General features: G+C 67.6%; 25 protein-coding genes. 10 read left to right on the forward strand and 15 right to left on the reverse strand.

The genetic code is table 11. The annotated features are described in order from the left end of the window. The first annotated feature begins 16 nt into the window (after positions 1-16). Positions 17-2,032, forward strand: a complete 2,016-nt coding sequence (locus tag E4A53_RS03225; protein WP_136161672.1) for an ATP-binding protein — start codon at positions 17-19, stop codon at positions 2,030-2,032. On the opposite strand, the gene E4A53_RS03230 is transcribed toward E4A53_RS03225, so the two are convergent. From E4A53_RS03230 to E4A53_RS03240, 3 genes are read right to left on the reverse strand one after another with little or no spacing between them, the layout of a single operon-like run. After that, entirely contained in the window at positions 1,989-2,855 is an 867-nt protein-coding gene (locus tag E4A53_RS03230) for a hypothetical protein (protein WP_136161673.1), read from the reverse strand. The genes E4A53_RS03225 and E4A53_RS03230 overlap by 44 nt on opposite strands. A gap of 16 nt (positions 2,856-2,871) precedes the next feature. Further along, complete coding sequence (locus E4A53_RS03235) at positions 2,872-3,837, reverse strand: diacylglycerol/lipid kinase family protein (RefSeq protein WP_136161674.1); 966 nt, start codon at positions 3,835-3,837, stop codon at positions 2,872-2,874. Positions 3,838-3,841: 4 nt separating this feature from the next. Continuing rightward, positions 3,842-4,360, reverse strand: coding sequence for a DUF2141 domain-containing protein (locus E4A53_RS03240; RefSeq protein WP_136161675.1), 519 nt, complete (start codon positions 4,358-4,360; stop codon positions 3,842-3,844). A 122-nt stretch (positions 4,361-4,482) separates the two neighbouring features. Between E4A53_RS03240 and lptF the strand changes: the two genes are divergently transcribed. From lptF to E4A53_RS03260, 4 genes are all read left to right on the forward strand, one after another. Further along, on the forward strand, positions 4,483-5,685 hold the full coding sequence (gene lptF / locus E4A53_RS03245) for an LPS export ABC transporter permease LptF (protein WP_136161676.1): 1,203 nt from the start codon (positions 4,483-4,485) through the stop codon (positions 5,683-5,685). Between the two features lie 6 nt (positions 5,686-5,691). Continuing rightward, positions 5,692-6,786, forward strand: coding sequence for an LPS export ABC transporter permease LptG (gene lptG / locus E4A53_RS03250; RefSeq protein ID WP_136161677.1), 1,095 nt, complete (start codon positions 5,692-5,694; stop codon positions 6,784-6,786). Then, positions 6,783-8,294: a lipopolysaccharide biosynthesis protein gene (locus tag E4A53_RS03255; RefSeq protein ID WP_136161678.1), complete on the forward strand. Its 1,512-nt coding sequence runs from the start codon at positions 6,783-6,785 to the stop codon at positions 8,292-8,294. The genes lptG and E4A53_RS03255 overlap by 4 nt, the downstream gene beginning before the upstream one ends. An 85-nt stretch (positions 8,295-8,379) precedes the next feature. Then, entirely contained in the window at positions 8,380-9,153 is a 774-nt protein-coding gene (locus E4A53_RS03260; protein ID WP_420822597.1) for a sterol desaturase family protein, read from the forward strand. Here the strand turns inward: E4A53_RS03260 and E4A53_RS03265 are convergent, their stop codons facing one another. After that, positions 9,154-9,639: a GNAT family N-acetyltransferase gene (locus tag E4A53_RS03265; RefSeq protein ID WP_136161679.1), complete on the reverse strand. Its 486-nt coding sequence runs from the start codon at positions 9,637-9,639 to the stop codon at positions 9,154-9,156. Between the two features lie 81 nt (positions 9,640-9,720). Here E4A53_RS03265 and E4A53_RS03270 point away from each other — a divergent pair, with 81 nt between their 5' ends. Next, a complete protein-coding gene (locus E4A53_RS03270; protein WP_136161680.1) occupies positions 9,721-10,875 on the forward strand; it encodes an N-acetyltransferase in 1,155 nt (384 codons plus the stop codon). Positions 10,876-10,931: 56 nt separating this feature from the next. Here the strand turns inward: E4A53_RS03270 and xth are convergent, their stop codons facing one another. The 9 genes from xth to E4A53_RS03310 all read right to left on the reverse strand — a co-directional run bounded on the left by xth (position 10,932) and on the right by E4A53_RS03310 (position 18,654). Further along, positions 10,932-11,708, reverse strand: coding sequence for an exodeoxyribonuclease III (gene xth, locus E4A53_RS03275; protein WP_136161681.1), 777 nt, complete (start codon positions 11,706-11,708; stop codon positions 10,932-10,934). 51 nt (positions 11,709-11,759) lie between these two features. Further along, a complete protein-coding gene (gene erpA, locus E4A53_RS03280; protein WP_136161772.1) occupies positions 11,760-12,077 on the reverse strand; it encodes an iron-sulfur cluster insertion protein ErpA in 318 nt (105 codons plus the stop codon). A 55-nt stretch (positions 12,078-12,132) separates the two neighbouring features. Then, complete coding sequence (locus E4A53_RS03285; RefSeq protein WP_239018107.1) at positions 12,133-12,819, reverse strand: M23 family metallopeptidase; 687 nt, start codon at positions 12,817-12,819, stop codon at positions 12,133-12,135. Between the two features lie 90 nt (positions 12,820-12,909). Further along, on the reverse strand, positions 12,910-13,779 hold the full coding sequence (locus tag E4A53_RS03290; RefSeq protein WP_239018108.1) for a ferritin-like domain-containing protein: 870 nt from the start codon (positions 13,777-13,779) through the stop codon (positions 12,910-12,912). Then, the gene (locus E4A53_RS03295) at positions 13,776-14,243 is read right to left on the reverse strand and encodes a peroxiredoxin (protein WP_136161683.1); all 468 of its coding nucleotides are present in this window, start codon (positions 14,241-14,243) and stop codon (positions 13,776-13,778) included. The genes E4A53_RS03290 and E4A53_RS03295 overlap by 4 nt, the downstream gene beginning before the upstream one ends. Beyond that, positions 14,240-16,939 (reverse strand): bifunctional [glutamine synthetase] adenylyltransferase/[glutamine synthetase]-adenylyl-L-tyrosine phosphorylase, encoded by a 2,700-nt coding sequence (locus tag E4A53_RS03300; protein ID WP_136161684.1) that lies wholly within the window; start codon positions 16,937-16,939, stop codon positions 14,240-14,242. Before E4A53_RS03300 ends, E4A53_RS03295 begins: the two co-directional genes overlap by 4 nt. 79 nt (positions 16,940-17,018) lie before the next feature. Beyond that, positions 17,019-17,648: a sigma-70 family RNA polymerase sigma factor gene (locus E4A53_RS03305; protein WP_136161685.1), complete on the reverse strand. Its 630-nt coding sequence runs from the start codon at positions 17,646-17,648 to the stop codon at positions 17,019-17,021. 10 nt (positions 17,649-17,658) lie between these two features. Beyond that, on the reverse strand, positions 17,659-17,793 hold the full coding sequence (locus E4A53_RS14990) for a hypothetical protein (RefSeq protein ID WP_275401792.1): 135 nt from the start codon (positions 17,791-17,793) through the stop codon (positions 17,659-17,661). Between the two features lie 66 nt (positions 17,794-17,859). Continuing rightward, positions 17,860-18,654 (reverse strand): response regulator, encoded by a 795-nt coding sequence (locus E4A53_RS03310; protein ID WP_136161686.1) that lies wholly within the window; start codon positions 18,652-18,654, stop codon positions 17,860-17,862. 210 nt (positions 18,655-18,864) lie between these two features. On the opposite strand from E4A53_RS03310, the gene E4A53_RS03315 reads away from it, so the two are divergent. The 3 genes from E4A53_RS03315 to E4A53_RS03325 all read left to right on the forward strand — a co-directional run bounded on the left by E4A53_RS03315 (position 18,865) and on the right by E4A53_RS03325 (position 21,041). Continuing rightward, entirely contained in the window at positions 18,865-19,071 is a 207-nt protein-coding gene (locus E4A53_RS03315) for a NepR family anti-sigma factor (RefSeq protein ID WP_136161687.1), read from the forward strand. A 12-nt stretch (positions 19,072-19,083) separates the two neighbouring features. After that, positions 19,084-20,661 (forward strand): sensor histidine kinase, encoded by a 1,578-nt coding sequence (locus tag E4A53_RS03320; protein ID WP_136161688.1) that lies wholly within the window; start codon positions 19,084-19,086, stop codon positions 20,659-20,661. Between the two features lie 248 nt (positions 20,662-20,909). Then, the gene (locus tag E4A53_RS03325) at positions 20,910-21,041 is read left to right on the forward strand and encodes an entericidin EcnA/B family protein (protein ID WP_136161689.1); all 132 of its coding nucleotides are present in this window, start codon (positions 20,910-20,912) and stop codon (positions 21,039-21,041) included. Positions 21,042-21,062: 21 nt separating this feature from the next. On the opposite strand, the gene E4A53_RS03330 is transcribed toward E4A53_RS03325, so the two are convergent. Beyond that, positions 21,063-21,584 carry a DUF6456 domain-containing protein gene (locus E4A53_RS03330; RefSeq protein WP_239018109.1) on the reverse strand — a complete coding sequence of 174 codons (522 nt, stop codon included), beginning with the start codon at positions 21,582-21,584 and terminating at the stop codon, positions 21,063-21,065. 104 nt (positions 21,585-21,688) lie between these two features. Between E4A53_RS03330 and E4A53_RS03335 the strand changes: the two genes are divergently transcribed. Beyond that, the gene (locus E4A53_RS03335) at positions 21,689-22,252 is read left to right on the forward strand and encodes a helix-turn-helix domain-containing protein (RefSeq protein WP_136161690.1); all 564 of its coding nucleotides are present in this window, start codon (positions 21,689-21,691) and stop codon (positions 22,250-22,252) included. 105 nt (positions 22,253-22,357) lie between these two features. On the opposite strand, the gene E4A53_RS03340 is transcribed toward E4A53_RS03335, so the two are convergent. Further along, positions 22,358-25,048, reverse strand: coding sequence for a TonB-dependent receptor plug domain-containing protein (locus E4A53_RS03340; protein ID WP_239018110.1), 2,691 nt, complete (start codon positions 25,046-25,048; stop codon positions 22,358-22,360). Between the last annotated feature and the right edge of the window lie 124 nt (positions 25,049-25,172).

Raw genomic sequence — 25,172 nt, forward strand, 5'->3', positions numbered from 1 at the left:
TTTTGGACCCTGATTGATGGACGAAGACGCGCTTCCGGCTAACGGCGGGGAAACGACATCGATCGGCTGGCGCCAGGTCCTGCTCGCGATCGGCGGCGTTGCTGCGGCGGTTGCCCTCGTTGTCCTGATCGTCATGGTCGCCATGTCCAACCGCGACCGCGACCGCGCCCTCGCCGCCCAGCGCCACAGCTTCGAGGTGATGATCCTCGCCCGCACGCTGGAAAGCACGATGACGCGGGCGGAGGCGGCGCTCGGCCGCTTCGTGGTCAGCGGCGACAAGCAGGTCGGCCGCTTCTATTACGACGAATGGCGTCGGGCCGGGACGATCATCGACCGGCTCGACACCGTCACCCGCGACAATGCGGAACACACCGCGCTGATCGCGACGCTGCGCGGCATCTATCGCGAGCGCGGGCAGCAACTGTCCGAAACCGCGCTGCGCACCAATTACGGCCAGGGCTGGAACGCGCTGTCCAAATACTACCAGGCCGGGCAGGCGCGCAGCCTGGAACAGCTTTCGACCACGCTTGAGAAGATCATCGCCAACGAGGCGTCGGTCCTCGACCAGCGCAACGGCGTGGCGGCCCGCTCGATCGCCTATTCCAACCGGTTGGCCAAGACGCTGTCGCTGTTCGGCATCGCGGCGGTGATCGGCGCGATCCTGCTCGGCTGGGCGACGCTGGAGGCGCTGGCGCAGCGCCGTCTTGCCCGCCGCGATACCGAAGAAGTGTCTCGCCACGCCGACGAGATGGAGGAGGCGGTACGTGCCCGCACCGAAGAGTTGCGCGACGCGAACCGGCGGCTCCTGGCGGAAGCGGCGGAGCGAAAGCAGGCGGAGGCGCAGCTTCGCCAAGTCCAGAAAATGGAGGTTGTCGGCCAGCTGACTGGTGGTATAGCCCATGATTTCAACAATATGCTGGCGGTTGTCGTCGGCGGACTGGAACTGGCGGGGCGGCGGCTGAGCGACAACACCGCCGAGGCCGCCCGCCATATTGACAGCGCGATGGACGGTGCCAAGCGTGCCGCCGCCCTCACCCGCCGGCTGCTGTCCTTCGCCCGTTCGGCGCCGCTGCTGCCCCGCGCCGTCGATCCGCATCAGCTGATCCAGGGCATGTCGGACCTGCTCGACCGCACGCTGGGTGAACGGATCACCGTCACCGTCCGCAACGACGATAACGGGCCGCCCTGGCTGATCTGGGTCGATTCCCATCAGCTGGAGAACGCTCTGCTCAACCTGGCGGTCAATGCTCGCGACGCGATGGACGGCGAAGGTGTGCTGACCATCGCGCTCGGCCAGAAACGGCTGGTGGCTGGCGAGCGGCCGGACACGCCTGCCGGCGATTACGCGACGATCAGCGTCATCGACAACGGCGGCGGGATGACGCCCGACGTGCTGGAGCATGTGTTCGAGCCGTTCTTCACTACCAAGCCGGCCGGCAAAGGCACCGGCCTCGGTCTTAGCCAGATATTCGGTTTCGTCCGCCAGTCGCGCGGCGGCATCGATATTGCCTCCACCCCCGGAGAGGGCACCACGGTGACGGTGCTACTGCCGCGCCACGCCGGGCCGGCGCCGGCGGCGCGGCCAGCCGGTACCCCCGTCACCGCTGCCGGCGCGGCGCAGCGCGTGCTGGTGGTCGAGGATGATCCGCGTGTCCTCGCCGCGACGACGGAAACGCTTGCCGAACTGGGCTATGTGCCGGTGCCCTGCGCCAACTCCGCCGATGCGGCAGCGATGATGATCGCCCATCCCGACGTCGCGCTGATCGTCAGCGACGTGGTGATGCCGGGCGTGTCCGGGCCGGACATGATCGCTGCCCTGCGCCCCGATTATCCCGATGTCGCGGTGCTGTTCGTCACCGGCTTCGCCGGCGAGGTCGAGAAGGCGGACGCCTTTGGCGGGCATGAGGTGCTGCGCAAGCCGTTTACAATGGCAGCGCTGGCTCGCGCGGTCGAAAAAGCGCTGGCAGCCGGTGCCCGGCCGGAGGCGGTCAGCGGATCGAGCCGGATCGCAACAGCCGGGGCAGCAGGCTGATCGCGCCGAGGATCGGCCAGCGCCGTTGCCATGGGCGAAGCACGATCGGCGTGCCCGAATGGCGGCCGATCTTCCACACCAGATAATCGATGCCGCCGGCGAAGGTCAGCGACGCCTTGGCCAGCCGCACCAGCGTCAGCGCCTTACCGCGCCGGCGCAGGCCGCGCCAGCGCCGGTCGAGGCCGGGCAGCGGCGCGACGTCGGGCAGCGCGACGGACAGGGCACGATACCAGTCCGGCGCAAAATCGACGATCGCGCCGGGCCGATCGCCGCGCTCGGCGCGCAATTCGGCGCCGTAGGTCAATGTAAAGCCGCGCCGCCAGCGGTCGAGCGGCCCGTCCGCCGCCTCCGCCGGGGTCAGTGCCAGCAGGCTTTCCGGCGCCTGGGCGACCGCTGCCGCCACGACCTCCGCCGCCATCGGGTCCGCCCGCCAGACCAGCCGGACCGGCTGGGCAAAGCGCGCCCAGACCGAAACCGTCGCCGCATCCGGTCGGCACAGCCGAACCAGATCCGCCTCGCTCAGCACTGCATATTTGGCCGCGATTCCATCCGCCTCGAACGGAAAGACGTTCGGCGGGATCAGCCGGTTAGCCGATGCCAGCCAGCCGCCGCCATAGGCCGCGCTATAGCTGGATACGATCAGGTAGAAATCGAGCATCTGCCCGTCGATCTCGCCACTGCGCAGGCAGGAACCGTAGAACAGCACCGCCCGCGCCGCGCCGGGGAAGCGGGCGGCAATCGCGGCAGCGGCGGCGCCAGCGCGCGGATCGACCGGCTTGTCCAGCTCGGCCGCGACCAGCCGCTCGATCGGGGTCGAGGTCATGGGCGGCGGGGCGGTGTCAGGCCGCCAGCTTGACGAAGGACACCGGCTGGGTGGTGCGTAGCACGATCGGCTGGCCGACCCGCGCCTCGAACAGTTCACCGTCGAGGATCACGCTCGACCGGTCGCCGTCGATGCGGATCTCGTCACCGCGCTCGACATGCACGCCGGTCAGCAGCCCGCGTCCCAGCCTGCCGAGCAGGCTGGCATAGGCGGCGCGCAGCAGCGCCATCGGGCTCTGATCCACCGCCATCAGCTTCAGCCGGCCATCGTCGCCGGTTTCGGTCCGGCTGCCGAACAGCATCCGTTCCAGCGTGGTGACGATCAAAAGGGTAAAGCGCCCGCTGATCTGCCCTTCGCGGATCAGCGAGACACTGATCGGGCGCGGGCGGGGAGGAAGAAATCCAGCGCTGCCGAACACCAGCGAGACCAGAACCGCCAGGAAGGCAAGCACATGGCTGATCCCGTTGGGCAGGCCGAGCGGGTAGATCTTGTTACGGCAATAGAGCATCGCATCGGCCAGCCCGGCACCGCCGAGGAACATGCCGAGCACCGGCCGGGCGTCCTCCTCGCCATTGCTGAGGGCGATCAGCTCGCGCAGGACGATATGCGGCGCCATATCCGCCTTGGCGATCTCCACCACCCGGTCGAGCGCGGCCAGCGGGTCACCATGCGCGCCCAGGTCGAGCGCGATCAAGTTGGTCTTGCCGTTGGGCAGCACCGCCACCGGCGGCGGCGCGCCGTTGAAATGGTCGCCGGCGTGCAGTTCGGTCAGCGCCGCCTGCACCGTGCCGTCGCCGCCGTTGATGACCAGAACGCGCGGATTGACGCAGGCGATGGAACGCATCGCGTCGGCGATCTGGTCGACATGCTCGACCTCATAATGGAAAATGTCCGGGTGGCGGGCGCAATAGCTGCGCACCTTCGGCAATAGCGCGCGGTTGCCCGTCGACTTGGGATTGGACAGAAGCGCGACACTGACCATCTGGCTAGCGAGCCTCCCTGATCGGCCCGATCGACAGGCCCCGGACATAATTGAGGACCACGTCCACCGGCTTCGGCTGCCCGCCGACGGTGATGACGACATCGCGGTAATTCGGCTTCAGGCTGAGCAGCGACAGGCCGGGATTGCGCGAGAAGCCACCGCCGTCGCTGCGGTCGCCGGACTTGCCGTTGCCATTCACGTCGTGCCGGACGGCGACGGCATAGGCGCCCGGCCGCGGCAGGCCGACGCACACCTCCATCGGCCCGGCTCGCACCGGCACCGGCACCTCGATCCGCTTCAGCCAGCGGCCCTTGGCCAGGAAATCCTCCGGCTTGTCGCCATAGATCTGGACACGCAGCGTGCCGGTGTGTGCTTTGAACCCGTCCACGCGGACCAGGACAGCCGGTTCGCCGCCGCGCGAACAGATCGCCGCATCCGGCCCCGACGGCGCCGCATGCGCCTCCGCCAACGGCGCAACCATCGCCGTAACGGCGGTGACGGCGATGAAAGCGAATTTCGACATGACCAAGCCACTCCTGGAAGCTATAGGCTCTGCCTGACGGCAGGCATTGCGTGCCCCCAATGCCGTTCTAGATCGGCTGCGTTTGCGGCCAAAACATGGTCGCGAGGCGTCGAAATCCTGAAATGCTGACCGCCATGGACCGCTATATCGCCCGGCTGATCGCCCTGCCCCTGTTCGGGACGCTGGTGATCGCCGCGATGCTGCTCGTCCTCGACAAGATGCTGCGCCTGTTCGACTTCGTCGCGCAGGAAGGCGGACCGGTCAGCGTCGTCTGGCGGATGCTGGCCAACCTGATTCCGGAATATCTGTCGCTCGGCATCCCGATCGGGCTGATGCTGGGCATCCTCCTCGCCTTCCGTCGGATCGCGATGTCGTCGGAACTGGACGTGATGCGCGCGCTCGGCCTCAGCTACGGCCGGCTGCTGCGCGTGCCCTATCTGTATGCGATCGGGCTCGCGCTGGTGAATCTGGCGATCGTCGGCTTCGTCCAGCCGCACGCCCGCTATGCCTATGAAGGGCTGCAGTTCGAACTGCGCTCGGGCGCGCTCGGCGCCTCGATCAAGGTCGGCGAATTCACCAATCTCGGCCGCAAGATGACGCTCAGAGTTGAGCAGAGCCGCGATAACGGCACCCAGCTTTCCGGCCTGTTCGTGCGGGCGGAGGGCAAGGATGGCAACACTGTTGCGGTGACCGCGCAGCACGGCCGCTTCCTCGCCACCGACGACCCCAATGTCATCATCCTGCGGCTGACCAACGGCACGCTGGTCAACAATGCCCCGGAATTCGCCGCGCCCCGCGTGCTTAGTTTCTCGTCGCACGACCTGCCGATCAACCTACCGAAGATCGAAAGTTTCCGCGGCCGCGGCCAGGCCGATCGCGAACTGACCATCCCCGAACTAGTCCGCATCGGCGGCGCGCCGGATACCAGCCTTGCCGTGCGCAACGAAAGCCGGGCCAATTTCCATTTCCGCGTCGCGGAGGTGGCGATGATGATGCTGTTGCCGTTGCTCGCGGTGGCGCTGGCGGTGCCGCCGAAACGCTCGTCATCCGCCCTAGGGGTTTTCCTGTCGATCGTGATGGTCGTCACCTACCACAAGATCAACGAATATGGGGAGGCGATCGGCACGCTCGGCCGGGTCGATCCGGCGCTGGCGCTGTGGGGGCCGTTCCTGTTGTTCGCGCTACTGATCTTCTGGATGTACCGGCAGATCGCCTATGTTCCGGGCGGCCAGCCGATCGGCGGGCTGGAACGGATCGCGGCCAAGATCGGCGGTGCGGTGCGGCGCTGGCTGCACATCCGCAAACGCCGGACGACGGGGGCCTGATCCGCGATGCAGACCCAATTCTTTCCATCACGCACCACCACCCTTTACATGGCGCGGATGTTCCTCGTCCGCACCTTCTCGGTGCTGGCGGCGCTCGTCCTGGTCCTGCTGGCGCTCGACCTGCTCGGCGAATCCGGCGACGTTCTCGCCTACCCCGGCAATGGCGACGCCCAGCTATGGTATTATGCCAGCCTACGCACACCGCAGATCATCGCGCGCTTCCTGCCCTTCTCGGTGCTGCTCGGCACGCTGGTCACGCTGACCACGCTCAACCAGAACAGCGAGATCATCTCGCTGAAAAGCGCCGGCCTCTCGGCTCACCAGATCCTGGCGCCGCTGATTGTCGCCAGCCTCGGTGTCGCCGCCATCTCCTTTGCATTCAACGAGCGGGTTGTCGCCCGCTCGACCGCAACGCTCAGCCGCTGGCAGGCAGTGAACTACGGTCCGCTGCCGCCCGGCACCGGCGTGCTGACCAACATCTGGGCGCGCGAGGGCGACGACTTGATCCATGTCGACACGGTGTCGGGACGCGGCGATGCTACCCGCCTCAGCGGCGTCACTGTCTATGACCGGACCAGCGGCGCCCTGTCGGCGATCATTCGCGGCAAGGAAGCCCGCCGCGCCGCCAACGGCTGGCAGTTGACCGAGGCATCGCGGTTCAGCGTCGCGACCGGGGAGGTAGAGACGCTCGGTACGGCGCGGATCGCGCGCGGCGTCAGGCCGGACCAGTTCACCCTGACCCGGGTTGACCCGGATGGGCTGTCCTTCACCGAACTGGCCGCCGCGGTGAACGACCTGAAGGCGGCCGGACGACCGACCGACGCGCTGGAGGCCAGCCTGTGGCATAAATTCTCAGGCCCGCTGTCGTCGGTGCTGATGCCATTGCTCGGCGCGGTCGCCGGCTTCGGGCTGGCGCGCTCCGGCCAGTTGTTCCTGCGCGCGGTGATCGGCATGGGGCTTGGCTTCGCCTATTTCGTCGCCGATAATTTTGCGCTGGCGATGGGCAATCTCGGCGCCTACCCGCCATTTCTGGCCGCCTGGGCGCCCTTCCTGCTATTCCTGCTGATCGGCGAAACCGTCCTGGTCCGCACAGAGGAATGAGCGGCACCATCGGGCGCCGGGACGTTGCCCGAGGCGCCGGGCTGGCCGCCCTGTCCCGACTGGGCGCGCTGATCGAGGTCGTCTCCCAGCCCGCCTTCACCTGGATGTTCGGCATTGCCACCTACGGCATCTACACGGTGCTGTGGGCGGTGGTGAACATCGTCGAGAACGTCATCGACCTGTCGATGACCCAGGCGCTGCAGCGCATCGTGCCGCGCGAGGACGAACGCGGCGCCCATGCCGCCGTCCGCTTCGCGCTGATCGTTTCAGTGTTGCCGGCAACAGCGATCGCCCTCGTCGTCACCCTGTTCGCGGTACCGCTTTCCGGCTTTCTCCAGACGGCAGCGGCGGATCGCGCCACTTTGCCGCTCGGCATCGCGCTGTTCGCCTGGGCGCTGCCGCTGTGGACGTTCATCGAAGTGGCGACGTCGGCGGCGCGGGCGCGACGCGCCTTCGGCCCGGAAATCCGGCTGCGGATCTTCTGGGAACAAGTGGCGCGGCTGGCCTTCGCCGTGCTGCTGTTCGCCGTCGGTTTCCAGAGCCTTGGCCTGCTTATCGCGCACCTGCTGTCGCTAACCCTGACCGCGCTGCTCGCGGTGCGGCTGCTCGGCCGATACTACGACCTGTCGCTGCTGCTGTCGGTGCGCGCCAGCCCGGAGTTGCGTCGCGAATTGCTGATCACCGGCTTCGCGCTGCTGCCGACCAACATCGCACGCCGGCTGTTCATCGACCTGCCACCGGTGATCCTGAACCTGGTGCTGCCCGGCGCGAAGGGGGCGACCGCCGCCGGCCTGTTCGGCATCGCCCGCAAGATCGCGACGATCCCACTGATCGTGCGCCAGGCGTTCCAGTACGTGCTGGCACCGCTCGCCTCGGCGCAGGCGGCGGTCGACCGTGCCGGCATCGCCCCGCTCTATGCCTTTTCGACCCGGCTGTCGGTGGCGGTCGTCGTGCCGTTGTCGACGCTGCTGATCCTGACCGGCCGCGACATATTGAGCGCGTTCGCGCCCGGCACGATCGCCGGCCTGCCGCTGCTCGTCATCCTCGTCCTCGGCCGGGCGATGGAGACCATCGTCGGCCCGGCGACGCCGGTGATCGAAATGATCGGCCACCGTCTGCTGCCGCTGGTCAACACCGTTGCCGGTTTCCTCGCCTGGGCGGCGTTCGGTTACTGGCTGATCCCTTCTCACGGGGCGACCGGCATGGCGATCGCGGTCAGCATCGGCACGGTGCTGATCGCGTGGATGGCCAGCGTCGAACTGCGGATCAGCGACGGGCTGTCGGCATTCGATCGCGGCACATGGCGGGCGCTGGCCGCCGCCGGGGTGGCGGCGCTGCTGCTGGTCACCCTCGCGTTTATCGTGCCTCGGCCTGCGCCTCTGCGCGCGGCATTGCTGCTGATCGCCTTCTTTCCCGCACTGTGGATCGGCCTGCGCGCCGGCCTGAACGGGGAGGACCGCCGCGCGCTCGGCCCGATCGCCCGCCGGCTGCGTCTTGTCCGCGGCTGAATATGGCATCATATCGGTGAGGCGGTCGCAAAACCGCCGCATTGCACCGCCAGAAGCGCCCGACGCGCATGACAAGGAACGTCCCGTGAAGACTGCCGACGCCAATGCTTCCGGTTTCTGGAAGCGATCGCATCATCTGGACCGGATGACCTTCCGCGAGTTGGTCGTCGCCTATTTCCAGTATCCGGCGATCATCGCCTATCTGACGCTGGCGGCGGTGATGATCGGCGTCTGGGTGTGGCAGCCGGCCGGGCTGCTGGCGACGACGGTGGCGGTCGCGGCGTCGATCCTCGCCTACCCCCTCGCCTGGTACCTGCTGCACCGCTATGTTCTGCACAGTCGCTGGATGTTCAAGTCGCCGCTGCTCGCCGCGACCTGGAAGCGTATCCATTACGACCATCATCAGGACCCCAATCATCTGGAGGTGCTGTTCGGCGCGCTGCACACCACGCTGCCGACGATCGCGCTGGTGACGGCGCCGTTCGGCTATCTGGTCGGCGGCATCGGCGGTGCGGCGGCGGCGATGGCGACCGGCCTGCTGACCACCTGCTTCTACGAATTCTGCCACTGCATCCAGCACCTGTCCTACAAGCCCAAGAACAAGCAGCTTGCGCTGATGAAGCAGCGCCACATGATGCACCATTTCCACGACGAGGACGGGAATTACGGCATCACCAATTTCTTCTGGGACCGGCTGTTCGGCACGATGTACGAGCGGTCCGGCGACCGGCCGAAAAGCCCGACGGTGTTCAACCTCGGCTACACGCAGGAAGCGGCGGAGCGCTATCCGTGGGTGTCGCGGTTGTCGGGCGGCGTCGCCGTCGGCCATCCGCGCTACCGCGACCAGCAGCAGGACTAGCTACAGCGCCGAAAAGGCCGGTGCATGGACGATCTCGCCCGTGGTCACCGGCAGGTTGCCGCCCACGAGCGCCGCAACCATCAGATGCGGCCCGGCATAGGGTGAGGCAAAGCCGCGTGCGGATTCGGCGCTGAAGCCGAAGCGGCGGTAATAGGCCGGGTCGCCCAGCACGAACACCGCCTGGCACCCCTCCGCCGCCGCCCGCGCCATTCCGGCCCGGACCAGGGCCGCGCCGATCCCGCGGCGCTGGTGCTCCGGCGCAACGGCAAGCGGCGCCAGCGCCTGCGCCCGCATCGGCGCGATCATCGGCGAAAACAGAATATGGCCGGCGACAGCGCCACCGATACAGGCGACGAGGGCGATCGCGGCGGCACCGTCGGCGTGCAGCCGGGCAACCAGCGCTGCTTCGTTCGGGCCGCCGAACGCCCGCGTCAGCAGCACCGCGACGGCCGCCGCATCGGCAGGGCGTTCAGGGCGTATGTCCATGCCCGCTTGTCGCAGCGGCCGTCACCGGCGGCAAGCGCCTCGCCGCATGACAAGCGGCCAAGCTTGGGCTAGCTCCCGGCAATGACATCTGCGCTCACCATCGCCCCCGCCGACGGCAAGGCCGGCCGCGCCGCCTTCGTCGCCTTCGCCTTCCAGCATTACGCCAATGACCCGAACTGGGTGCCGCCGTTGCGCGGCGAGGCGATCGGCATGCTCGATCCGGCGAAGAACCCGTTCTTCGGCCATGCCGAGGTGCAGCTGTTCCTCGCCCGGCGGGGCGGCCGCGTGGTCGGCCGGATCGCCGCGCATATTGATCGGCTGGCGCTGGCCCAGCCGCCGGAACAGGGCATGGGGCCGGGCACCGGCTTCTGGGGTTTCATGGATGCCGACAATGAAGCGGACGCCCACGCGCTGATCGCGACCGCCGAGGACTGGCTGCGCGCGCGCGGCATGACCCGGGTTCTCGGCCCGATGAGCCTGTCGATCTGGGAGGAGCCGGGCCTGCTGGTCACCGGCTTCGACCACCCGCCGACGGTGATGATGGGCCATGCCGATCCCCGCTACCGCGCGTGGATCGAAAGCGCCGGCTACCGCCCGGTCAAGACGCTCAGCACCTATGAGCTGGACATCACCAACGGCTTCCCGCCAATCGTCGGGCGGATCGTCGCCGCCGGCGAAAAGAACGCGCGCATTCGCATCCGCCAGGTCAACAAGCGCCGCTTCGCTGACGAAGCGGCGGTCATCCTCGGCATTCTGAACGATGCGTGGTCGCACAACTGGGGCTTCGTACCGCTGACCGACGCCGAAATCGCCGATGTCGGCAAGAAGCTGAAGCCGATCGTCCGCGAGGACCTGATCCGCATCGCCGAGGTCGACGGCGAAGCGGTTGCGTTCATGATGACGCTCCCCGACCTGAACGAAGCGATCAAACCACTCAACGGTGCACTGCTGCCGTTCGGCTGGGCGAAGCTGCTGTTATGGCTGCGCAAGCCGCGGGCGCGGACAATGCGCGTGCCGCTGATGGGCGTGGTCAGCCGCCTGCAATCGTCGCGGCTGGCCAGCCAGCTTGCCTTCATGATGATCGAATATATCCGCCGCGATGCGATCGCCCGGTACGGCGCCAGCCGCGGCGAGATCGGCTGGGTGCTCGATGACAACCAGGGTATGATCGCCATCGCCGACGCAATCGAAAGCAAGATCAATAAGCAATATGTGGTCTTTGAGAAAGCGCTGTAACGCTGCCGGGCGCGGCGTTCTTCACATCGCGCACCCGCTTCGTAGCAGCACCGCCTTTACCGCAGGGTGATCCAGGTCGGTGCGTGGTCGCTGGCCTTTTCCCGCCCGCGATAGGCCTTGTCGACACCGGCGGCGGTCAGCCGGTCAGCCGCCTCCGGGCTGAGCAGCAGATGGTCGATACGGAAACCGGCGTCGCGCTGCCACGCCCCCGCCTGATAGTCCCAGAAGGTATAGAGAGCCCCCTCAGGCTGGCGCGCGCGCAGCGCATCGGTCCAGCCCGTCGTCAGCAATCGGCGGAACGCCTGCTGGCTTTCCGGCTGCATCAGCGCATCCTCGGCCATTGCCCGCACCGAATAGGTGTCGTCGTGGCTGCGCGTCGGGATGACGTTGTAATCGCCGGCCAGCACCACCGGCACCTCCCGCGCCAGCAATTCGGCGGCCCGCGCCGCCAGCCGTTCCATCCACGCCAGTTTATAGTCGAATTTCGGTCCCGGCTGCGGGTTGCCGTTGGGCAGGTAGAGCGACGCAACGACGATATCGCCGACCCGTGCCTCGATATAGCGGCTATGGCTGTCTTCCGGGTCTCCGGCCAGACCGCGCCGAACCGCCTGCGGCTCTGCCCCGCGGGTCAGGATAGCGACGCCGTTGAACCCCTTCTGCCCGTGCCAGGCAACGCCATAGCCGGCGGCGCGGATATCCGCTTCCGGCACGGTTTCATCGCTGCTCTTCAATTCCTGAAGGCAGACGATGTCCGGCTGCTGCTCGGCAAGATACTCGATCAGGCGGGGCAGCCGCGCCTTGATGCCGTTGACGTTGTAGGTGACGATGCGCATCGCCCGGTCATGCCCCAGCCGGCGCTGTGGCGCCAGAGCAAGGGCGCGTTTTCAGACCGAGAAGCTGGATCCGCAGCCGCAGCCGGACGCGGCGTTGGGGTTGGTGACCTTGAACGCCGCACCGCCCAGATCCTCGACATAATCGACACTGGCGCCGCGCACGAGGTCAAGGCTGACCGGGTCGACGACCAGAGTGACCGAATCGCGCTCGATGCGGATGTCGTCGGCCTCGACACTGTCCGCCAGGCCGAAACGATACTGAAAGCCGGAGCAGCCGCCGCCTTCAACCGCAAGACGCAGGATGGCGGGTTTGCCCTGACGCGCAGCGATCGCCGCGACGCGCGCGGCGGCCGATCCGGTCAGGTCCATGGTAGGGGTTTCGCTCACCCCCCGGAGATAGGCGCGCAGGCCGCGCGCCGCAAGGTCACTCGGCCGGGCCGCCCAGCGCCAGCGCGCTACTGCCGGTGCGCTCGCGCACGGCCAGCACGTAATCGGCGGACTGCAGGAACGGCATCGGGTTCACCGCCCGTCCGTCGAGCCGCACCTCGTAATGCAGATGCGGGCCGGTCGACCGGCCGGTCGAACCGACGCGGGCGATCAACTGACCGCGCTTTACCCGCGCGCCGGGCGCAACCAGAATACGCGAAAGATGGCCGTAGCGGGTCTGAACGCCACGACCGTGGTTTAGCTCGACAAGATTGCCATAGCCACCGTTCCAGCCGGCCCGCTCGACCATGCCGTCGGCGGTCGCGTAGACTTCGGTACCGGTCGGGCCGGGGATGTCGACGCCGGCATGCATCGCCGCACCGCCACGGAACGGATCGGAACGAACGCCGTACATGCTGCTGAACGCCATTTCAGCAACCGGCTTGCGCGACGGGACTGCCATCACGCCCTGGCTGGCATTGTCGCTGCGCGACCAGGACTGGAACAGCGCCTTGAACTGCGGGTCGCCAGCGCTCGCGTCGATCGCTTCGAACGGACCGCCGGTTCCGCCGTCTACGGTCGCGTCGGTCGGCGCTGCCGTTTCGCCAGCGGCAAGAGCCGGCGTGGTCGCGATAAGGCCGGACAGCGCGGCAGCCCAGATGCAGGCGGAAATCGGGAACCGCACGGCACGGCGATCGTTACAGCTGGACGACAAGAGAACCATAGCGATGCGGCGCGACCTTTTTCTTGCGCCGCCCATCGGGTCGACGCCTGATTATTCCAGCGAGTGCGGATCAAGCCCCCCGCATTCGGTATTGACGGTGTGTCTTGGCCGGGTGGGTAGATCAATAGCGGTGTAATAATCGCGCGTTAAACCGGCTGCGCCGCGCGCCGAGTCGTTGAATGGCGGCTTAATGGCGCCCGGAACATGGCGTTCGACCTGCATTTTCCACTGCGTCACCGGGTCGAGCCCGGACGATTCGCAGGCGTATCGAAACCACGCCGTGCCGATGCCGACACGGCCGATCTCGTCGCGCAGGATGCGGGCGAGAACCTGTGCCGTCGTCGAATCACCAGCTGCCTCGCATTGCGCGATCATCGTCGGCGTCACGTCCAGCCCGCGTGCCTCCAGCACCATCGGTACCACCGCCAGCCGCGCTACCGGGTCGCCCGCCGTCGCCGCCGCCGCTTCCCATAGCCCGTCATGCGCCGGAAACGCGCCATAATGGCTGCCGAACGCGCGTAGCCGGCGCTGGAGCAGCGCGAAGTGCATCGCCTCCTCCGCGCCGACGCGAAACCAGTCGGCGACGAACGCAGGCGGGAAGCCGCCACCGAACCGCCCGGCCATGTCGAACGCCAGGTCGATCGCAACGCATTCGATATGGGCGATCGCGTGGAGCAGCGCGATCCGCCCGCGCAGCGACCCGCCCCTCCCCCGCTTCGGCATCCGGCCGGGCGACAGCAGCAACGGACGGTCCGGGCGCGCCGGCCGGTCGGGCATCGCCGTATCGAAACGCAGCGCAAGTCGCCCGGCGTGCAGCGCTCGCGCCGCCGCGCGCGCCGCCTTCACCTTCACGGCCGGATCGGCAGCGTCGAGCACCGCACGGGCAGCGTCGGCAACGCTCGCCCGCTCCCCCGGCGTCAATCGCCGAGCGCCTTTGCCGCCGCCAGCACGGCTTCGGCATGGCCGGCGACCTTCACCTTGCGCCAGACCTTTGCAACCTTGCCGTCCGCATCAATCAGGAAGGTCGCGCGCTCGATCCCCATATATTTGCGGCCGTAGAGGTTCTTTTCCACCCACACGCCGAATGCCTCGCACAGCGCGCCGTCCTCGTCGCTGGCCAGTGTCACCTTCAGCCCGTGCTTGGCTGCAAACTTGCGGTGGGAGTCGAGGGAATCGCGCGACACACCGAGCAACTGGACGCCCGCGTCCGCGAATTCCCCGGCCAATGCGGTGAAGTCCAACGCCTCGCGGGTGCAACCGCTGGTATCGTCCTTGGGATAGAAATACAGGACGAGCGGGCGGCCGAGATAATCGGAAATCTTGCCGCTGCCGACATCGCCGAGCGCGAACGGCACGTCGGGGGCGCGCTCACCGGGTTGGATCATGGCCTTATCTCCTCCTCGATACTGGCAGCGATCGGCCGCCACAGGGCACTGACCGTCTGCCGCGCCCGCGCATAGGCGGCAAGCAGCGCCGCCCAGTCGGCAAAGCCACAGGCCCGTGCCGCCAGTGCCTGGGTCGCCGGCGCCGGCTCCTGTCCGATCAGCCGCAGCACGACCAGCAAACGCGTCAGCATCTCATTGGCTTCACCGAGCGCGGCGGGCAGGTGCCCGGCGGCGGCCAGCGCCGCGATCGCACCCGGCAGATGCGGGTCGAAGCCGGCGCGGTTCTCAAGCTGCGCGACATGGACGCAGAACTCCAGATCGACCAGCCCGCCGGGAACCAGCTTGGCGTCGAGCGGGCCGGCGGGCGGCTTGTGACGGGTAATTTCCGCCCGCATCTCCGCCGCCGCCCGCTGCGCCTCACCCGCTTCACGCGAGCGATGGAGCACGTCGGAGACGATCCCCGCCAGCGCCTCCCGCGCTTCCGCCGAGCCATAGACCGGCCGGGCACGAGCCAGCGCCATATGCTCCCAGGTCCAGGCGCTCTCCCGCTGATACTGGGCGAAACTATCGAACGACACCGCCAGCAGACCCTGATTGCCGGACGGGCGCAGCCGGGTATCGACCTCGTAAAGCGGTCCGGCGGCGGTCGGCACCGACAGGGCGGCGCTGACCCGCTGGGCCAGCCGGTTGTAATAGAGCGTGGCGTCGAGCGGTCGCCGCCCGTCCGAACTGGCGGTGAAATCGCCGGTGAACAGATAGACCAGATCAAGGTCGGACGCATGGGTCAGCGCCTCGCCGCCAAACCGGCCAAGGGCGAGGATGACCAGCTCGCTGCCCGGCACTCGCCCGTGTGCTTCCTCGAACGCGGCGACCGCCGCATCGGCGAGCACGGTCAGCGCCGCCTCCGCTACCCGCGAATAATCGGCGGCGACCGCTAGCGGATCGCGCCCGCCCTCGATCAGCTGCACGCCCAGCGCAAAGCGCTTCTCGTTGACCCGGCGCCGCACCCCGTCGAGCAGCGCCTGATAATCCTCGCCCTCTTCGCCGGCGGCGAATGCCGCGACCAGCGCGGGCACGTCGCCCGGCGGGGCGAGCGCGGTCGCGTCGATCAATCCGTCGAGCAGTTCCGGCCGCCGCCCGATCTGTTCGGCCAACGTTGGCGCGTGGCTCAATATGTCGGCGACCATCCGCGTCAGGCCCGGCCGCGCCTCCATCAGCCGGAAGAAATTGATCGCGCTCGGCAGCCCGCCGACCAGCGCGTCGAACCGGTTGATCGCCGCGTCGGGGTCCGGCGCCGCGCCGAACGCCGCGACCAGCACCGGCAGCACGCCTTCCAGCGCGGCGCGCGCCGGCTCGCTGCGCAGCACCCGGATCGTGCCGTCGCGCCAACGCGTGATCCGCGCCGCCGCCGCGTCGGTGGCAAAGCCGGCCTTGGCCAGCGCGGCCGCCAGCAGCGCTGGGTCGCGCGGCAGCCGCGGCGCAGACCCGTCGTCCAGTGCGTCGTAGACATGACCGACCCGCTCAACATGCGGGGTGAGCGCGGCGACCAGCGCCGCCCCGTCGGCCAGTCCGTGCAGCGCCGCGACATTGTCCAGCGCTTCCGCCTGAACCGGCAGGCTGTGGGTCTGGCGATCGTCGACCATCTGCAGCCTGTGCTCGACAGTGCGCAGCACACGGTAGGCGGTGGCCAGCGCCGTCGCATCGCGCGGGTCGATCCGCCCGGCATCGGCCAGCGCGGCGAGCGCGGCCAGCGTCGCCGGCGCGCGCAGTTCCGGTTCGCGCCCGCCGTGGATCATCTGGTGGATCTGGGCGAAGAACTCAACCTCGCGGATCCCCCCGCGCCCGCGCTTCAGGTCGTATCCGGCGCCGAGGACCTGCCCTTGGGCATGGTGGTCGCGGATGCGCGACGACATCGCCCGGATCTGGCCGATCGCGCCGAAATCCAGCGTCCGCCGCCAGACGAACGGCCGGATCGCATCAAGGAAATAGCCGCCGAGCGCCCGGTCGCCGGCGCAGGCGCGGGCGCGGATGAAAGCGGCCCGCTCCCACGGCAGCGCGCTGGATTCGTAATGGCTGATCGCCGCGTTGACCGGCAGCACGATCGGCGTCACTTCCGGCGCCGGGCGCAGGCGCAGGTCGACGCGAAAGACATGGCCGTCGGCATCGCGCGCCTGCAACAGTTCGACGATCCGGCGGCCGATCCGGACCGCCGCCTCCTCCGGCTCCTCGCGCGGCCGGGTCGGCAGGGTTTCGGGGTCGAACAACAGGATCGGGTCGATGTCGGAGGAAAAATTCAGTTCCCGGCTGCCGTGCTTGCCGAGCGCGATCACCGCAAAGCCACGCGGTTCGGCGTCCGGCGTGCGCTCGGCGACAGCAGCGGCGATCGCCGCGTCCAGCGCCTGGTCGGCCAGATCGGACAGCGGCTCGACCACCTGTTCCAGCGTATAGGCCCCGGCAAGGTCGCCGATCGCCAGCACCAGCATCACCCCCTCGCGCAACCGGCGCAGCCGTCGCGCGATCGGCGCATCCGGGTCCTCGTCGCCGCGCCAAGCCAGCGCCAGCGCCGCATCGAGCGGCCCATCGGCGAGCAGCGCGACTATGTCCGGTCGCCGGCCGAGCGCGTGGCGCAGGAACGGGGAATGGCGCTCCGCCCGCGCGAGCGCGCCGGCGATGCCGTCTGTGGGCGTGTCGGTCATCGGCGCTGTTTCGCGTGCCCGGCGGCGAGAGGCAATGGGGCGCTGTCCACCGGCGCATTTTCGGTGCTCGAGACGCCGCTCAGTGCTGGCCGCTCAGCTCGTCGACTTCCGCCATGATCGTATCGAGGGCACTGCGCCCGCCGTTCGACGGCCCGTCACGCCGTGACGGCAGGGTGCCGCCGTTCAGCAACCCTTCTAGCGCGACACGACCGCGCGCCACCCGGCTCTTGATCGTGCCGACGGCGACGCCGCAGATCTCCGCCGCTTCCTCGTAGGCGAAACCACCCGCACCGACGAGGATCAGCGCCTCGCGCTGCGGCTGCGGGAGGTGGAGCAGCGCGCGCTGCATGTCGGCGAGCTCGATCTGCTTGTCCTGTCCGGCCGGTGCCGCGAGGATGCGGTCGGCAACCAGATCGTCCCATTCACCGCGAAAGCGCGCCCGACGCATTTGCGACAGGTACAGGTTACGCAGGATAATGAAGGTCCAAGCGCGCATGTTGGTGCCCGCCTGAAACCGCTTGCGCGCCGCCCACGCCTTCATCAGCGTTTCCTGAACGAGATCGTCGGCAGTGTCGCGGTTGCCCGACAATGAGCGCCCGAAGGCGCGCAGATGCGGGATGACCATCGACAATTCCGTCTTGAAGTCAGCGTCCGACAGGCTTTGGTGCGGCGGCGCCGGCGCCTCGACGCTATCCGATGTCGCAGTCATGCAAGTCCGATCAGTTGACCAGCGCGGCGGCGATCATCGCCAGCACTGCCAGTGCCAGTGAAATCAGCAGGATATACCGCACGACATGCGGAGTGATCCCGGCGCGCGCTTCGGTCTTGCTGCGATGTATTTCCTCATCCTGCATGGCCGCACACGCTCCTCTCCATTTCGGCAGCAGAACGCCTTTTCACGGGTTGGGTTCCACCCGTTTCTATGCCGGAACGGTTTCCGTGTCGAAGAATAGCGCCTGAGCGATCGCCGCCTTCACCGTCGCCCGCTGAAACGGCTTGGTAATCAGGAAGGTCGGCTCCGGCCGCTCCCCGGTCAGCAGTCGTTCGGGGAAGGCAGTGATGAAGATGACCGGTACGGTGAAGCGGGCCAGGATGTCCTTGACCGCGTCGATGCCGGAACTGTCGTCCGCCAATTGGATGTCAGCCAGCACCAGCCCCGGCCGATCGGCCAGCGCTTGCGCCACCGCCTCGTCTCGGGTCACGGCGATACCCGTGACGTCGTGGCCCAGATCGCGCACGATCGTCTCCAGGTCCATCGCGATGATCGGTTCGTCCTCGATGATCAGCACGCGCGACCGGGTCTGCCGCGCGATCTCGGCGAGCGCATCGGCGACCAGTTCGTCGACCTCGGCCGGGGTCGAATCGACCAGATAGGCAGCGTCCTCGGCGGTAAACCCTTCCATCGCGGTCAGCAGCAGAGCCTGGCGCGACAGCGGCGTGATCCGGCTGAGCCGGGCGCTGGCGATGCCTTCGCGCCCCACCGCTTGCGCGCCGCCGTCGTCCAATTCGGGGTTGGCGGAACTCCAGATCGCCTGAAATGTTCGATAGAGACCAAGCCGTGGGTCGACATCGGCGGGGAACTGCTCCGGCGCCTCGATGATCGCCTCCAGCGCGGCTTTTACGTAGGAATCCCCGTGGGACTGGCTACCGGTCAGAGCCCGCGCATAGCGGCGCAGGAAGGGCAGATGGGGCGCCAGTTTCTGGCCAAGCGACATGGGTTCCTGCACTCCTTTTTCTTGCTGACTCGTCACGCAGCCAAGGGGATTGGGGCAGGCCCTCGCCCCCCGGCCAGAGTTGAATGTCCGCTTTTCACACAGAAAGCGCAATTGACGTGGAACAAACAAGCGGTGATTTGGTTTCACCGCAGTTACAGATAGTGTGCTCGACGGCCCCCGGGTAGCCGCCGAGACGGGTGAGAGAATGACATGCTGGAAACGGCGTACATGAATGGGGGGTCTGCCTTGGTTTCCGACACCGCCAACCGGGCACCGGGCACAAAAGGCAAGAGACGCAGGCGGGATGTCGAAAATGCCAATGGCAGCATCGGCCGCGCACTGCGGACGGTGTATCAGCAGGCCGTGGACGAGCGCGTGCCCGACGACATGCTTGAACTTCTGCGGAAGCTGGACTGACGGCTGACTGAGGTGAGCGGCCTGGCGCCCGCGCCCCCCGACGGCATTCTCGACCGACTGGGCCGGCTGTCTACCGCCGCCAAGATGCTGGGCTTGCTCAGTGTTGCGCTGCTGCCGCTCGGCCTGATCATCCTGCTCGCCTCGCTGCAGACCAGCCGTACCGCCGATCTTGAGCGTCGCGCGGCGCTGCGCGTCGCGCTCAGCGAAAGCACGCGGAGGGTCGCCTCCGAAATTGCCGTTGATATAGAGGCGATACGCGCCGCGACCCTCGCTCTCGACGCCGGGCAGCCTTCCGAGAGCGTCTGTACCCGCACCCGGACGGTCATTCACACTGCTGCCGGCGACTCCGCCAGTTTCGTCCTCGTCGACCCGGCCGGCAATCCAATCTGCGGCACGCCGGGGGTAACAGCGCCAGCACGCGGCAGCGGGCCGCTCGGCCCGCCAGCAACGCTGGTACTCGACGGCAACGTGCTGCAGATCGGGCTGACCGGCGCAATAGGCGGCCATGCCGGCGCCGTCGCGCTGACCACAAACCAGCTCGCCCGCCTCGCACGCCCGCTCGACTTCCAGCTACCCTACCGGCTCGAGATGTCTGACGGTCGCCATGTCGCCGTCCTCGCCGACACCGCCCGCCTGCCGCCGCTCTCCCGGTCGGAGGAGATGACCAACCGAATCCGCAATACCGACCTGGCGCTGACAATGCAGGTCCGGGCAATCCCGCTGACCCCGCCACAACTGCTGACCATGCTCGTGCCGTTACTGATGTGGGTGGCAGCCTCGCTGATCGGCTGGCTGGTCGTCGACCGGCTGGTGCTGCGGCCACTGGCGGAACTGCGCGCCGCGATCGAATCCTTCCAGCCGGGCGAGCCGTTCGGCGAAGGGCGCAAGCTCGCCACGCCGGCCCGCGAGATCCGTGCGCTCGGCGACACGTTCAGGACGATCACCGAATCGCTCGCCGCGCACGAAACCGAGCTGGCGCTCGGCCTGCGCGAACAGACCCGGCTGACCCGCGAGGTCCACCACCGGGTCAAGAACAACCTTCAGATCATCGCCAGCCTGATCAACCTGCACGCGCGCGGCGCAAAGTCGGCTGAAACCATCGCCGCCTATGCGTCGATCCAGCGGCGCGTCGACGCCCTCGCCGTCGTCCACCGCAACCATTATGCGGAGCTGGAGAACAGCCGCGGCGTCGCCCTTCGGCCGCTGGTCGGCGAAATCGCCGCCAGCCTGCGGGCGACTGCGCCGACGGCGTCGGGCATGGAGCTGAGCGTCGAGGCGACGGCGGATCACGTCACCCAGGATGTCGCGGTCGCGCTCGCCTTCCTGATCACCGAACTGGTCGAACTGGCGATGCTGACCGACCCGACCGCCGCGATCCGCATCACCGTCACCGCGACCGACGCGCCGGGGCAAAGCCGGCTGACCATCACCTCCGCCGCGTTTACCGACAGCCGCCGCCTGCGCGCCCGGCTCGATGAACGCTATGGCCGGGTGCTGGAGGGACTGGCCCGCCAGTTGCGCGCGCCGCTCCATGTCGACCCGCTATCGTCCAGCTACGCCATTGTTTTCACGCGGATGGCCGGCAGTTGATCGTGCCGTTCCGAAAAATGCGAAAATGCCGGGAACCCGCCCTCACATCGGGCGTTCTACGGCACGGATAGTGACCTTTTGCCCCCCGCTCTCGCTATCCAAGGAACGGACCCGGAGTCGTCGCCATCCCCCCCGGCGGCGGTTCCGGGTCCAATTCGTTTATTTCGGTATCGGAACGAAATGCGCGCCCGCGCATTGTCTCCTTCACGCCTCCCCGGCTGGGGAGCCATAGGACGAGGAGACAGGATATGACCCGTAAGATCATCGCCGTGGCGCTGGTCGCCGCTGCGTTCGCCGTGTCGGCGTGCAATACGGTTTCCGGCGCCGGCGACGACCTGAAATCCGCCAGCCAGGAAACCAAGGACGCGATCAACAAGTAAACCGACGCGCCCTTCGCCGGATCAGCGCGGGCGGCCCCCCGCCCCGCCGATCCGGTAGAAATCGGCGAGCCGGTCGAGCGCCAGGCCAAGCACCAGCTTGCCCGCCCGCGCCGGCCAACCCAGCGCCCGCTCCGCCGGTGCCAGTCCCTCGCCGGCGCACACGACCCGCCAGGCGATGTCGGCGAGGCCGGGGCCCACCGCGGCGATCGCCGCCTCGAACCGCCTCTTGGCATCGAGTGCGGCCAGCGCCGGATCGGGCGCCGCCCCGCCCCGATCACCCCGCCCCGCTCCGTCCCAGCGCATTGTCACTCGCGGCGCCAGCCCGGCACGCTCCCAGTCGGCACGCAATTGCTCGCTGGCGTCGAACTGGCGGGCGCTCAGCCGCCCGCGTGCGCGCAGCCAGACCAGCGGCGATTCCGCCACGTTCACCGTCACCACCCGCGTCGCCGCCGCACCCGCCCGGTCTTCTGCCCCGCCGTCCGCGCGCACCGCCCGTTCCGCCAGCAACCGCGCCCCGTCCCGCCTGATCCCGCTCGTCGCCATCACGCCCTCCCATTCTCATGTCCACCGCCGTCTTGCCATGTCGGCAATTATGTAGGAAAGAGAGGAACCAATAAGGTTCGAATCCTATCTGGTGAGGATTGCCGATGATTACCGCCATCCGCGAGATTCGCCGCGCCCGGGGTCTGACCCTGGCCGATGTCGCCGCCCGCTGCCGGCCGCCGACGACGGCGCAGACGATCGGGCGGCTCGAAACCGGCACCCGTACGGTTTCGGTCGCCTGGCTGAACCGGATCGCCGACGCACTCGGCGTCACCGCCGCCGACCTCGTCCAGCTACCGGAGCGGCCCGACCTGCCGGTCGCCGCGATCCTCGCCGCGGACGGCGCCCACGCCCCCCGCCACGCCGGTGCCGTGGCCCCGCCGCTTCCCACCCCCGGCCTGGTCGCCTTGCTGGTCGAGGCCGGGATCGGCGATTATCGCGCCGGGGACGAGATCTGGTGCGACCGGCTGGCACCGGACGCCTTCGCGACGGCGCTCAATTGCGACGTGCTGGTGCCGCGCCCGGCTGGGCGCTTCCTGTTCGGCCGGCTGATCGGTCGCGACGGCGAGCGATTGCACCTGCTGCCGCTCGGCGCCGGCGCCCGCCAGCAAGTCGTCGCCGATCCGCCCTGGCTTGCACGCGCCATCCGCCTGGTCCGTCCGCTCTAAACGGGCAACACCTCCAATTGCCGTGCGAGTAGATACCGTCTGAGTCGCCTCTCCGTGCTCCTGCTTGCGCAGGAGCACGGAAGCTTAACCTGGCTTCAATCCGCCTTACAGCGCCGCGCCGCCCAGCTTGTAGGTCAGTTGAAGGAACATGCTGCGGCCGACGCTGTCATACCAACTGGCGTTGTAATAAGGATAGGACGACCATGTCGGGTCCTTGACCGGCATCTTGTCCAGCAGGTTCCGCACGGTCAGCGATCCGCGCAGATAATCGGTGAAATCATACTGCAGCGTCGCGTTGAACAGGTAGCTTGCCTTGATATAGGCGTCCTCGTCATAATTGGGCAGCTTGCCGAGCCGGGTGCCGGACAGGGTGAACTTCACCGCATCCTGCGACCAGGTCAGGCTGGCGTTCGATTTGTCGCGCGGGATGTAATAACTGCTGTCGTATGCCAGCTTGTTGATCACCGGATCGCCCGGATATTGCTGGAAGCTGTGCTTGAACACATGGCTGTGCCCGATGGACAGGGTGAAATCGCCGATCCCGGTCGGCAGCGTGCCGCGCAGCGCGACGTCGATGCCACTGGTCTTCTCGCGGGCGATATTGACCGGATTGATCAGGATCGACGCGACCTGCCCGTCCAGCGCGCCGCCCGAGAAGCGCTTGATGCGGGCGAAGGCGTCCTGGCAGCTTGGCGAGTTCGGATCGAGCGTTGCCGCACCGCCGGGGGTTGCCGGCACGCAATCCGCCTCGATCCGCATCAGCCGCTCGGCATCCAGATCGTCGACCTGGTTGGTCAGGGTGACGCGGAAATAGTCGACCGACAGATGCAGGCGCGGCGTCGGCGAGAACACCATGCCGGCGGTGAGCGTACGACCGGTTTCCGGCTTCAGGTCGCGGTTGCCCGAACGACTGGCAACCACGCCGGTATCGGCATAATCGCACTCATCGATCGCCTGGTTGTTCTCCTGGCACAGGCGATAATCGTTGACGCTGGTTTCGACGTTACCTGGGCCGGTGAACAGATAATGCAGATCCGGCGCCCGAAACGCAGTGCCATAGGCGGCGCGGAACAGCAGGCTTTCCACCGGCCGCACCTCGATGCCGCCGTTGTAGGTGAACTTGCCGACATTGCGGCCGGCGAAGCCAAAGCGGTCGTAGCGGGCGGCGCCGGTCAGCGTCACGCCGTCGATCACCGGTGCACGAACCTCGCCGCCGACTGCCGCATGGCTGCGCTTGCCGACGCCGTCGCTGTCCTGCCAACTATAGTAGTAGTCGGTCAGCGCCAGCGGATCGGGCCGCAGATTGTACCCCTGCTTGCCGTATTCGGCGACCAGCGCGACGCCCAGCGCTCCGCCGGGTAGCTGGAACAGCTCACCGTTGGTTAGCGTCGCCTGAAGGTTGTTGGTCCAGCTATACGGGCGATAGGTGGTATAGGCGAAAATGCTGTCATATTCGGCGCGGGTCAGCGCGGTGTAGAGCCGTGTCGGATCAGCATCGTAAATCGGGTAGCCGGTGCCGGCGTCGATGCCCAGGCGCGGCCCCAGGAACAGATCCTGCGCTTTCTTGCCGACGATCTGCGGCCAGCGCACGGTCGACGAATAGCGGCTGTAGTTGAACGACAGTTCGTAATTCCAGCTCTTGCCGAAATCGCCGCGAATGCCGGGGGTGATGCTGTAGGTGGTCTGCTTGGTGTGCTGCATCTGCAGCCCGCCGGTCTCCTCCGGCGTGAACTGGCGCGACCAGTCCTCAAGCTGCCCGGTAAAGGCATTGAAGAAATAGTTGTCCGAGCTGCTCGACGTCTGCTCGAACGCCCAGCTGGTCACGTCATACATCAGCCGCAGCTTGCTGATCCCCAGCTGGAAATCGGCGAACAGCTTGGCATTGTCCGACAGTTCGTAGGACATGGTGCCGAAGCTGTTGAACCCCTTGCGGCCGGAAACGATGGTGCCGTAGCCGATCGACGTCTTGCTGCCGCAATAATTGCCGTAGCGCGGCCGGAAAGCGGTGATGATCGACCCATAATTCAGTCCGGCCAGCGCGTCGCAGGCGCCCACCGGCGGGTCGATATAATCGACATTCTCGTCGATGCGCAGGAAGGTGCGACGCGGGATCGCCGTCGACGCGACCGGGCTGTCGTCGGTGCCGTCCTGAATGCTGCGGCTATACGCCCAGAGCGGCCGTTGATCGATATATTCGATGCCGCCGGCAATGGTGAAGCGGTCGGTGGACCAGCCGGCGGTCGCCGTGATCCTGTGCGATGCACCACCGCCGTGCTGGGTGCGGCCGTAGCGGTAGTCGAGGGTGACGCCGTCCAGCTTCTCCTTCATCTTGAAATTGATCACGCCGGCGATCGCGTCCGATCCGTAAATGGCGGAAGCGGCGCCGCTCAATATCTCGACACGGTCGATCAGGCTGACCGGAATATTGGAAATATCGGTGAAATTGCTGCGCCCGACATAGGGCAGCGGGAAATCGGCGATGCGCCGGCCGTTGACCAGCACCAGCGTGTGGTTGGGACCAAGGCCGCGCAGGTCGACCTGCTGCGCGCCCGGGGTGAAATCTGCGCTGTTGCCCGACTGCGGGCTCATCGTCTCGCCGCTGTTCTGGGTCATCGACGCCAGCAGTTCGGGAACGGTGGTGTAGCCGTTGGCGCGAATCGCATTCGAGTCGATCACGGTGACGGCAGAAGGCCCCTCGTCGCGAATCGTCGGAATGCGCGATCCGGTAACGATGATCTCGTCCGGGGCAGCGGCAGCCGGCGCCTCGTTCGCCTGGCCATATGCCGGCGCAGCCAATGCCGGCAGGCAGCACCCAATACCCAGCATGATGCGAAATGCGCGGCGTTCAACAGCATTCATGGCGATGCCCCCTTGTCGCATAAGGGCGGGCATTCCCGACCCTTTCTCTCCTAGCCATGCC

The sequence above is a fragment of the Sphingomonas flavalba genome, assembly GCF_004796535.1.
GTDB classification, from domain to species: domain Bacteria; phylum Pseudomonadota; class Alphaproteobacteria; order Sphingomonadales; family Sphingomonadaceae; genus Sphingomonas_L; species Sphingomonas_L flavalba.

Bases quoted from the DNA above. Each gene is read 5' to 3' on its own strand.
- E4A53_RS03225 (WP_136161672.1), top strand. From the start codon at position 17: ATGGACGAAGACGCGCTTCCGGCTAACGGCGGGGAAACGACATCGATC.
- E4A53_RS03230 (WP_136161673.1), bottom strand. From the start codon at position 2,855: ATGACCTCGACCCCGATCGAGCGGCTGGTCGCGGCCGAGCTGGACAAG.
- E4A53_RS03235 (WP_136161674.1), bottom strand. From the start codon at position 3,837: ATGGTCAGTGTCGCGCTTCTGTCCAATCCCAAGTCGACGGGCAACCGC.
- E4A53_RS03240 (WP_136161675.1), bottom strand. From the start codon at position 4,360: ATGTCGAAATTCGCTTTCATCGCCGTCACCGCCGTTACGGCGATGGTT.
- lptF (WP_136161676.1), top strand. From the start codon at position 4,483: ATGCTGACCGCCATGGACCGCTATATCGCCCGGCTGATCGCCCTGCCC.
- lptG (WP_136161677.1), top strand. From the start codon at position 5,692: ATGCAGACCCAATTCTTTCCATCACGCACCACCACCCTTTACATGGCG.
- E4A53_RS03255 (WP_136161678.1), top strand. From the start codon at position 6,783: ATGAGCGGCACCATCGGGCGCCGGGACGTTGCCCGAGGCGCCGGGCTG.
- E4A53_RS03265 (WP_136161679.1), bottom strand. From the start codon at position 9,639: ATGGACATACGCCCTGAACGCCCTGCCGATGCGGCGGCCGTCGCGGTG.
- E4A53_RS03270 (WP_136161680.1), top strand. From the start codon at position 9,721: ATGACATCTGCGCTCACCATCGCCCCCGCCGACGGCAAGGCCGGCCGC.
- xth (WP_136161681.1), bottom strand. From the start codon at position 11,708: ATGCGCATCGTCACCTACAACGTCAACGGCATCAAGGCGCGGCTGCCC.
- erpA (WP_136161772.1), bottom strand. From the start codon at position 12,077: ATGGACCTGACCGGATCGGCCGCCGCGCGCGTCGCGGCGATCGCTGCG.
- E4A53_RS03295 (WP_136161683.1), bottom strand. From the start codon at position 14,243: ATGATCCAACCCGGTGAGCGCGCCCCCGACGTGCCGTTCGCGCTCGGC.
- E4A53_RS03300 (WP_136161684.1), bottom strand. From the start codon at position 16,939: ATGACCGACACGCCCACAGACGGCATCGCCGGCGCGCTCGCGCGGGCG.
- E4A53_RS03305 (WP_136161685.1), bottom strand. From the start codon at position 17,648: ATGACTGCGACATCGGATAGCGTCGAGGCGCCGGCGCCGCCGCACCAA.
- E4A53_RS14990 (WP_275401792.1), bottom strand. From the start codon at position 17,793: ATGCAGGATGAGGAAATACATCGCAGCAAGACCGAAGCGCGCGCCGGG.
- E4A53_RS03310 (WP_136161686.1), bottom strand. From the start codon at position 18,654: ATGTCGCTTGGCCAGAAACTGGCGCCCCATCTGCCCTTCCTGCGCCGC.
- E4A53_RS03315 (WP_136161687.1), top strand. From the start codon at position 18,865: ATGCTGGAAACGGCGTACATGAATGGGGGGTCTGCCTTGGTTTCCGAC.
- E4A53_RS03325 (WP_136161689.1), top strand. From the start codon at position 20,910: ATGACCCGTAAGATCATCGCCGTGGCGCTGGTCGCCGCTGCGTTCGCC.
- E4A53_RS03330 (WP_239018109.1), bottom strand. From the start codon at position 21,584: ATGGCGACGAGCGGGATCAGGCGGGACGGGGCGCGGTTGCTGGCGGAA.
- E4A53_RS03335 (WP_136161690.1), top strand. From the start codon at position 21,689: ATGATTACCGCCATCCGCGAGATTCGCCGCGCCCGGGGTCTGACCCTG.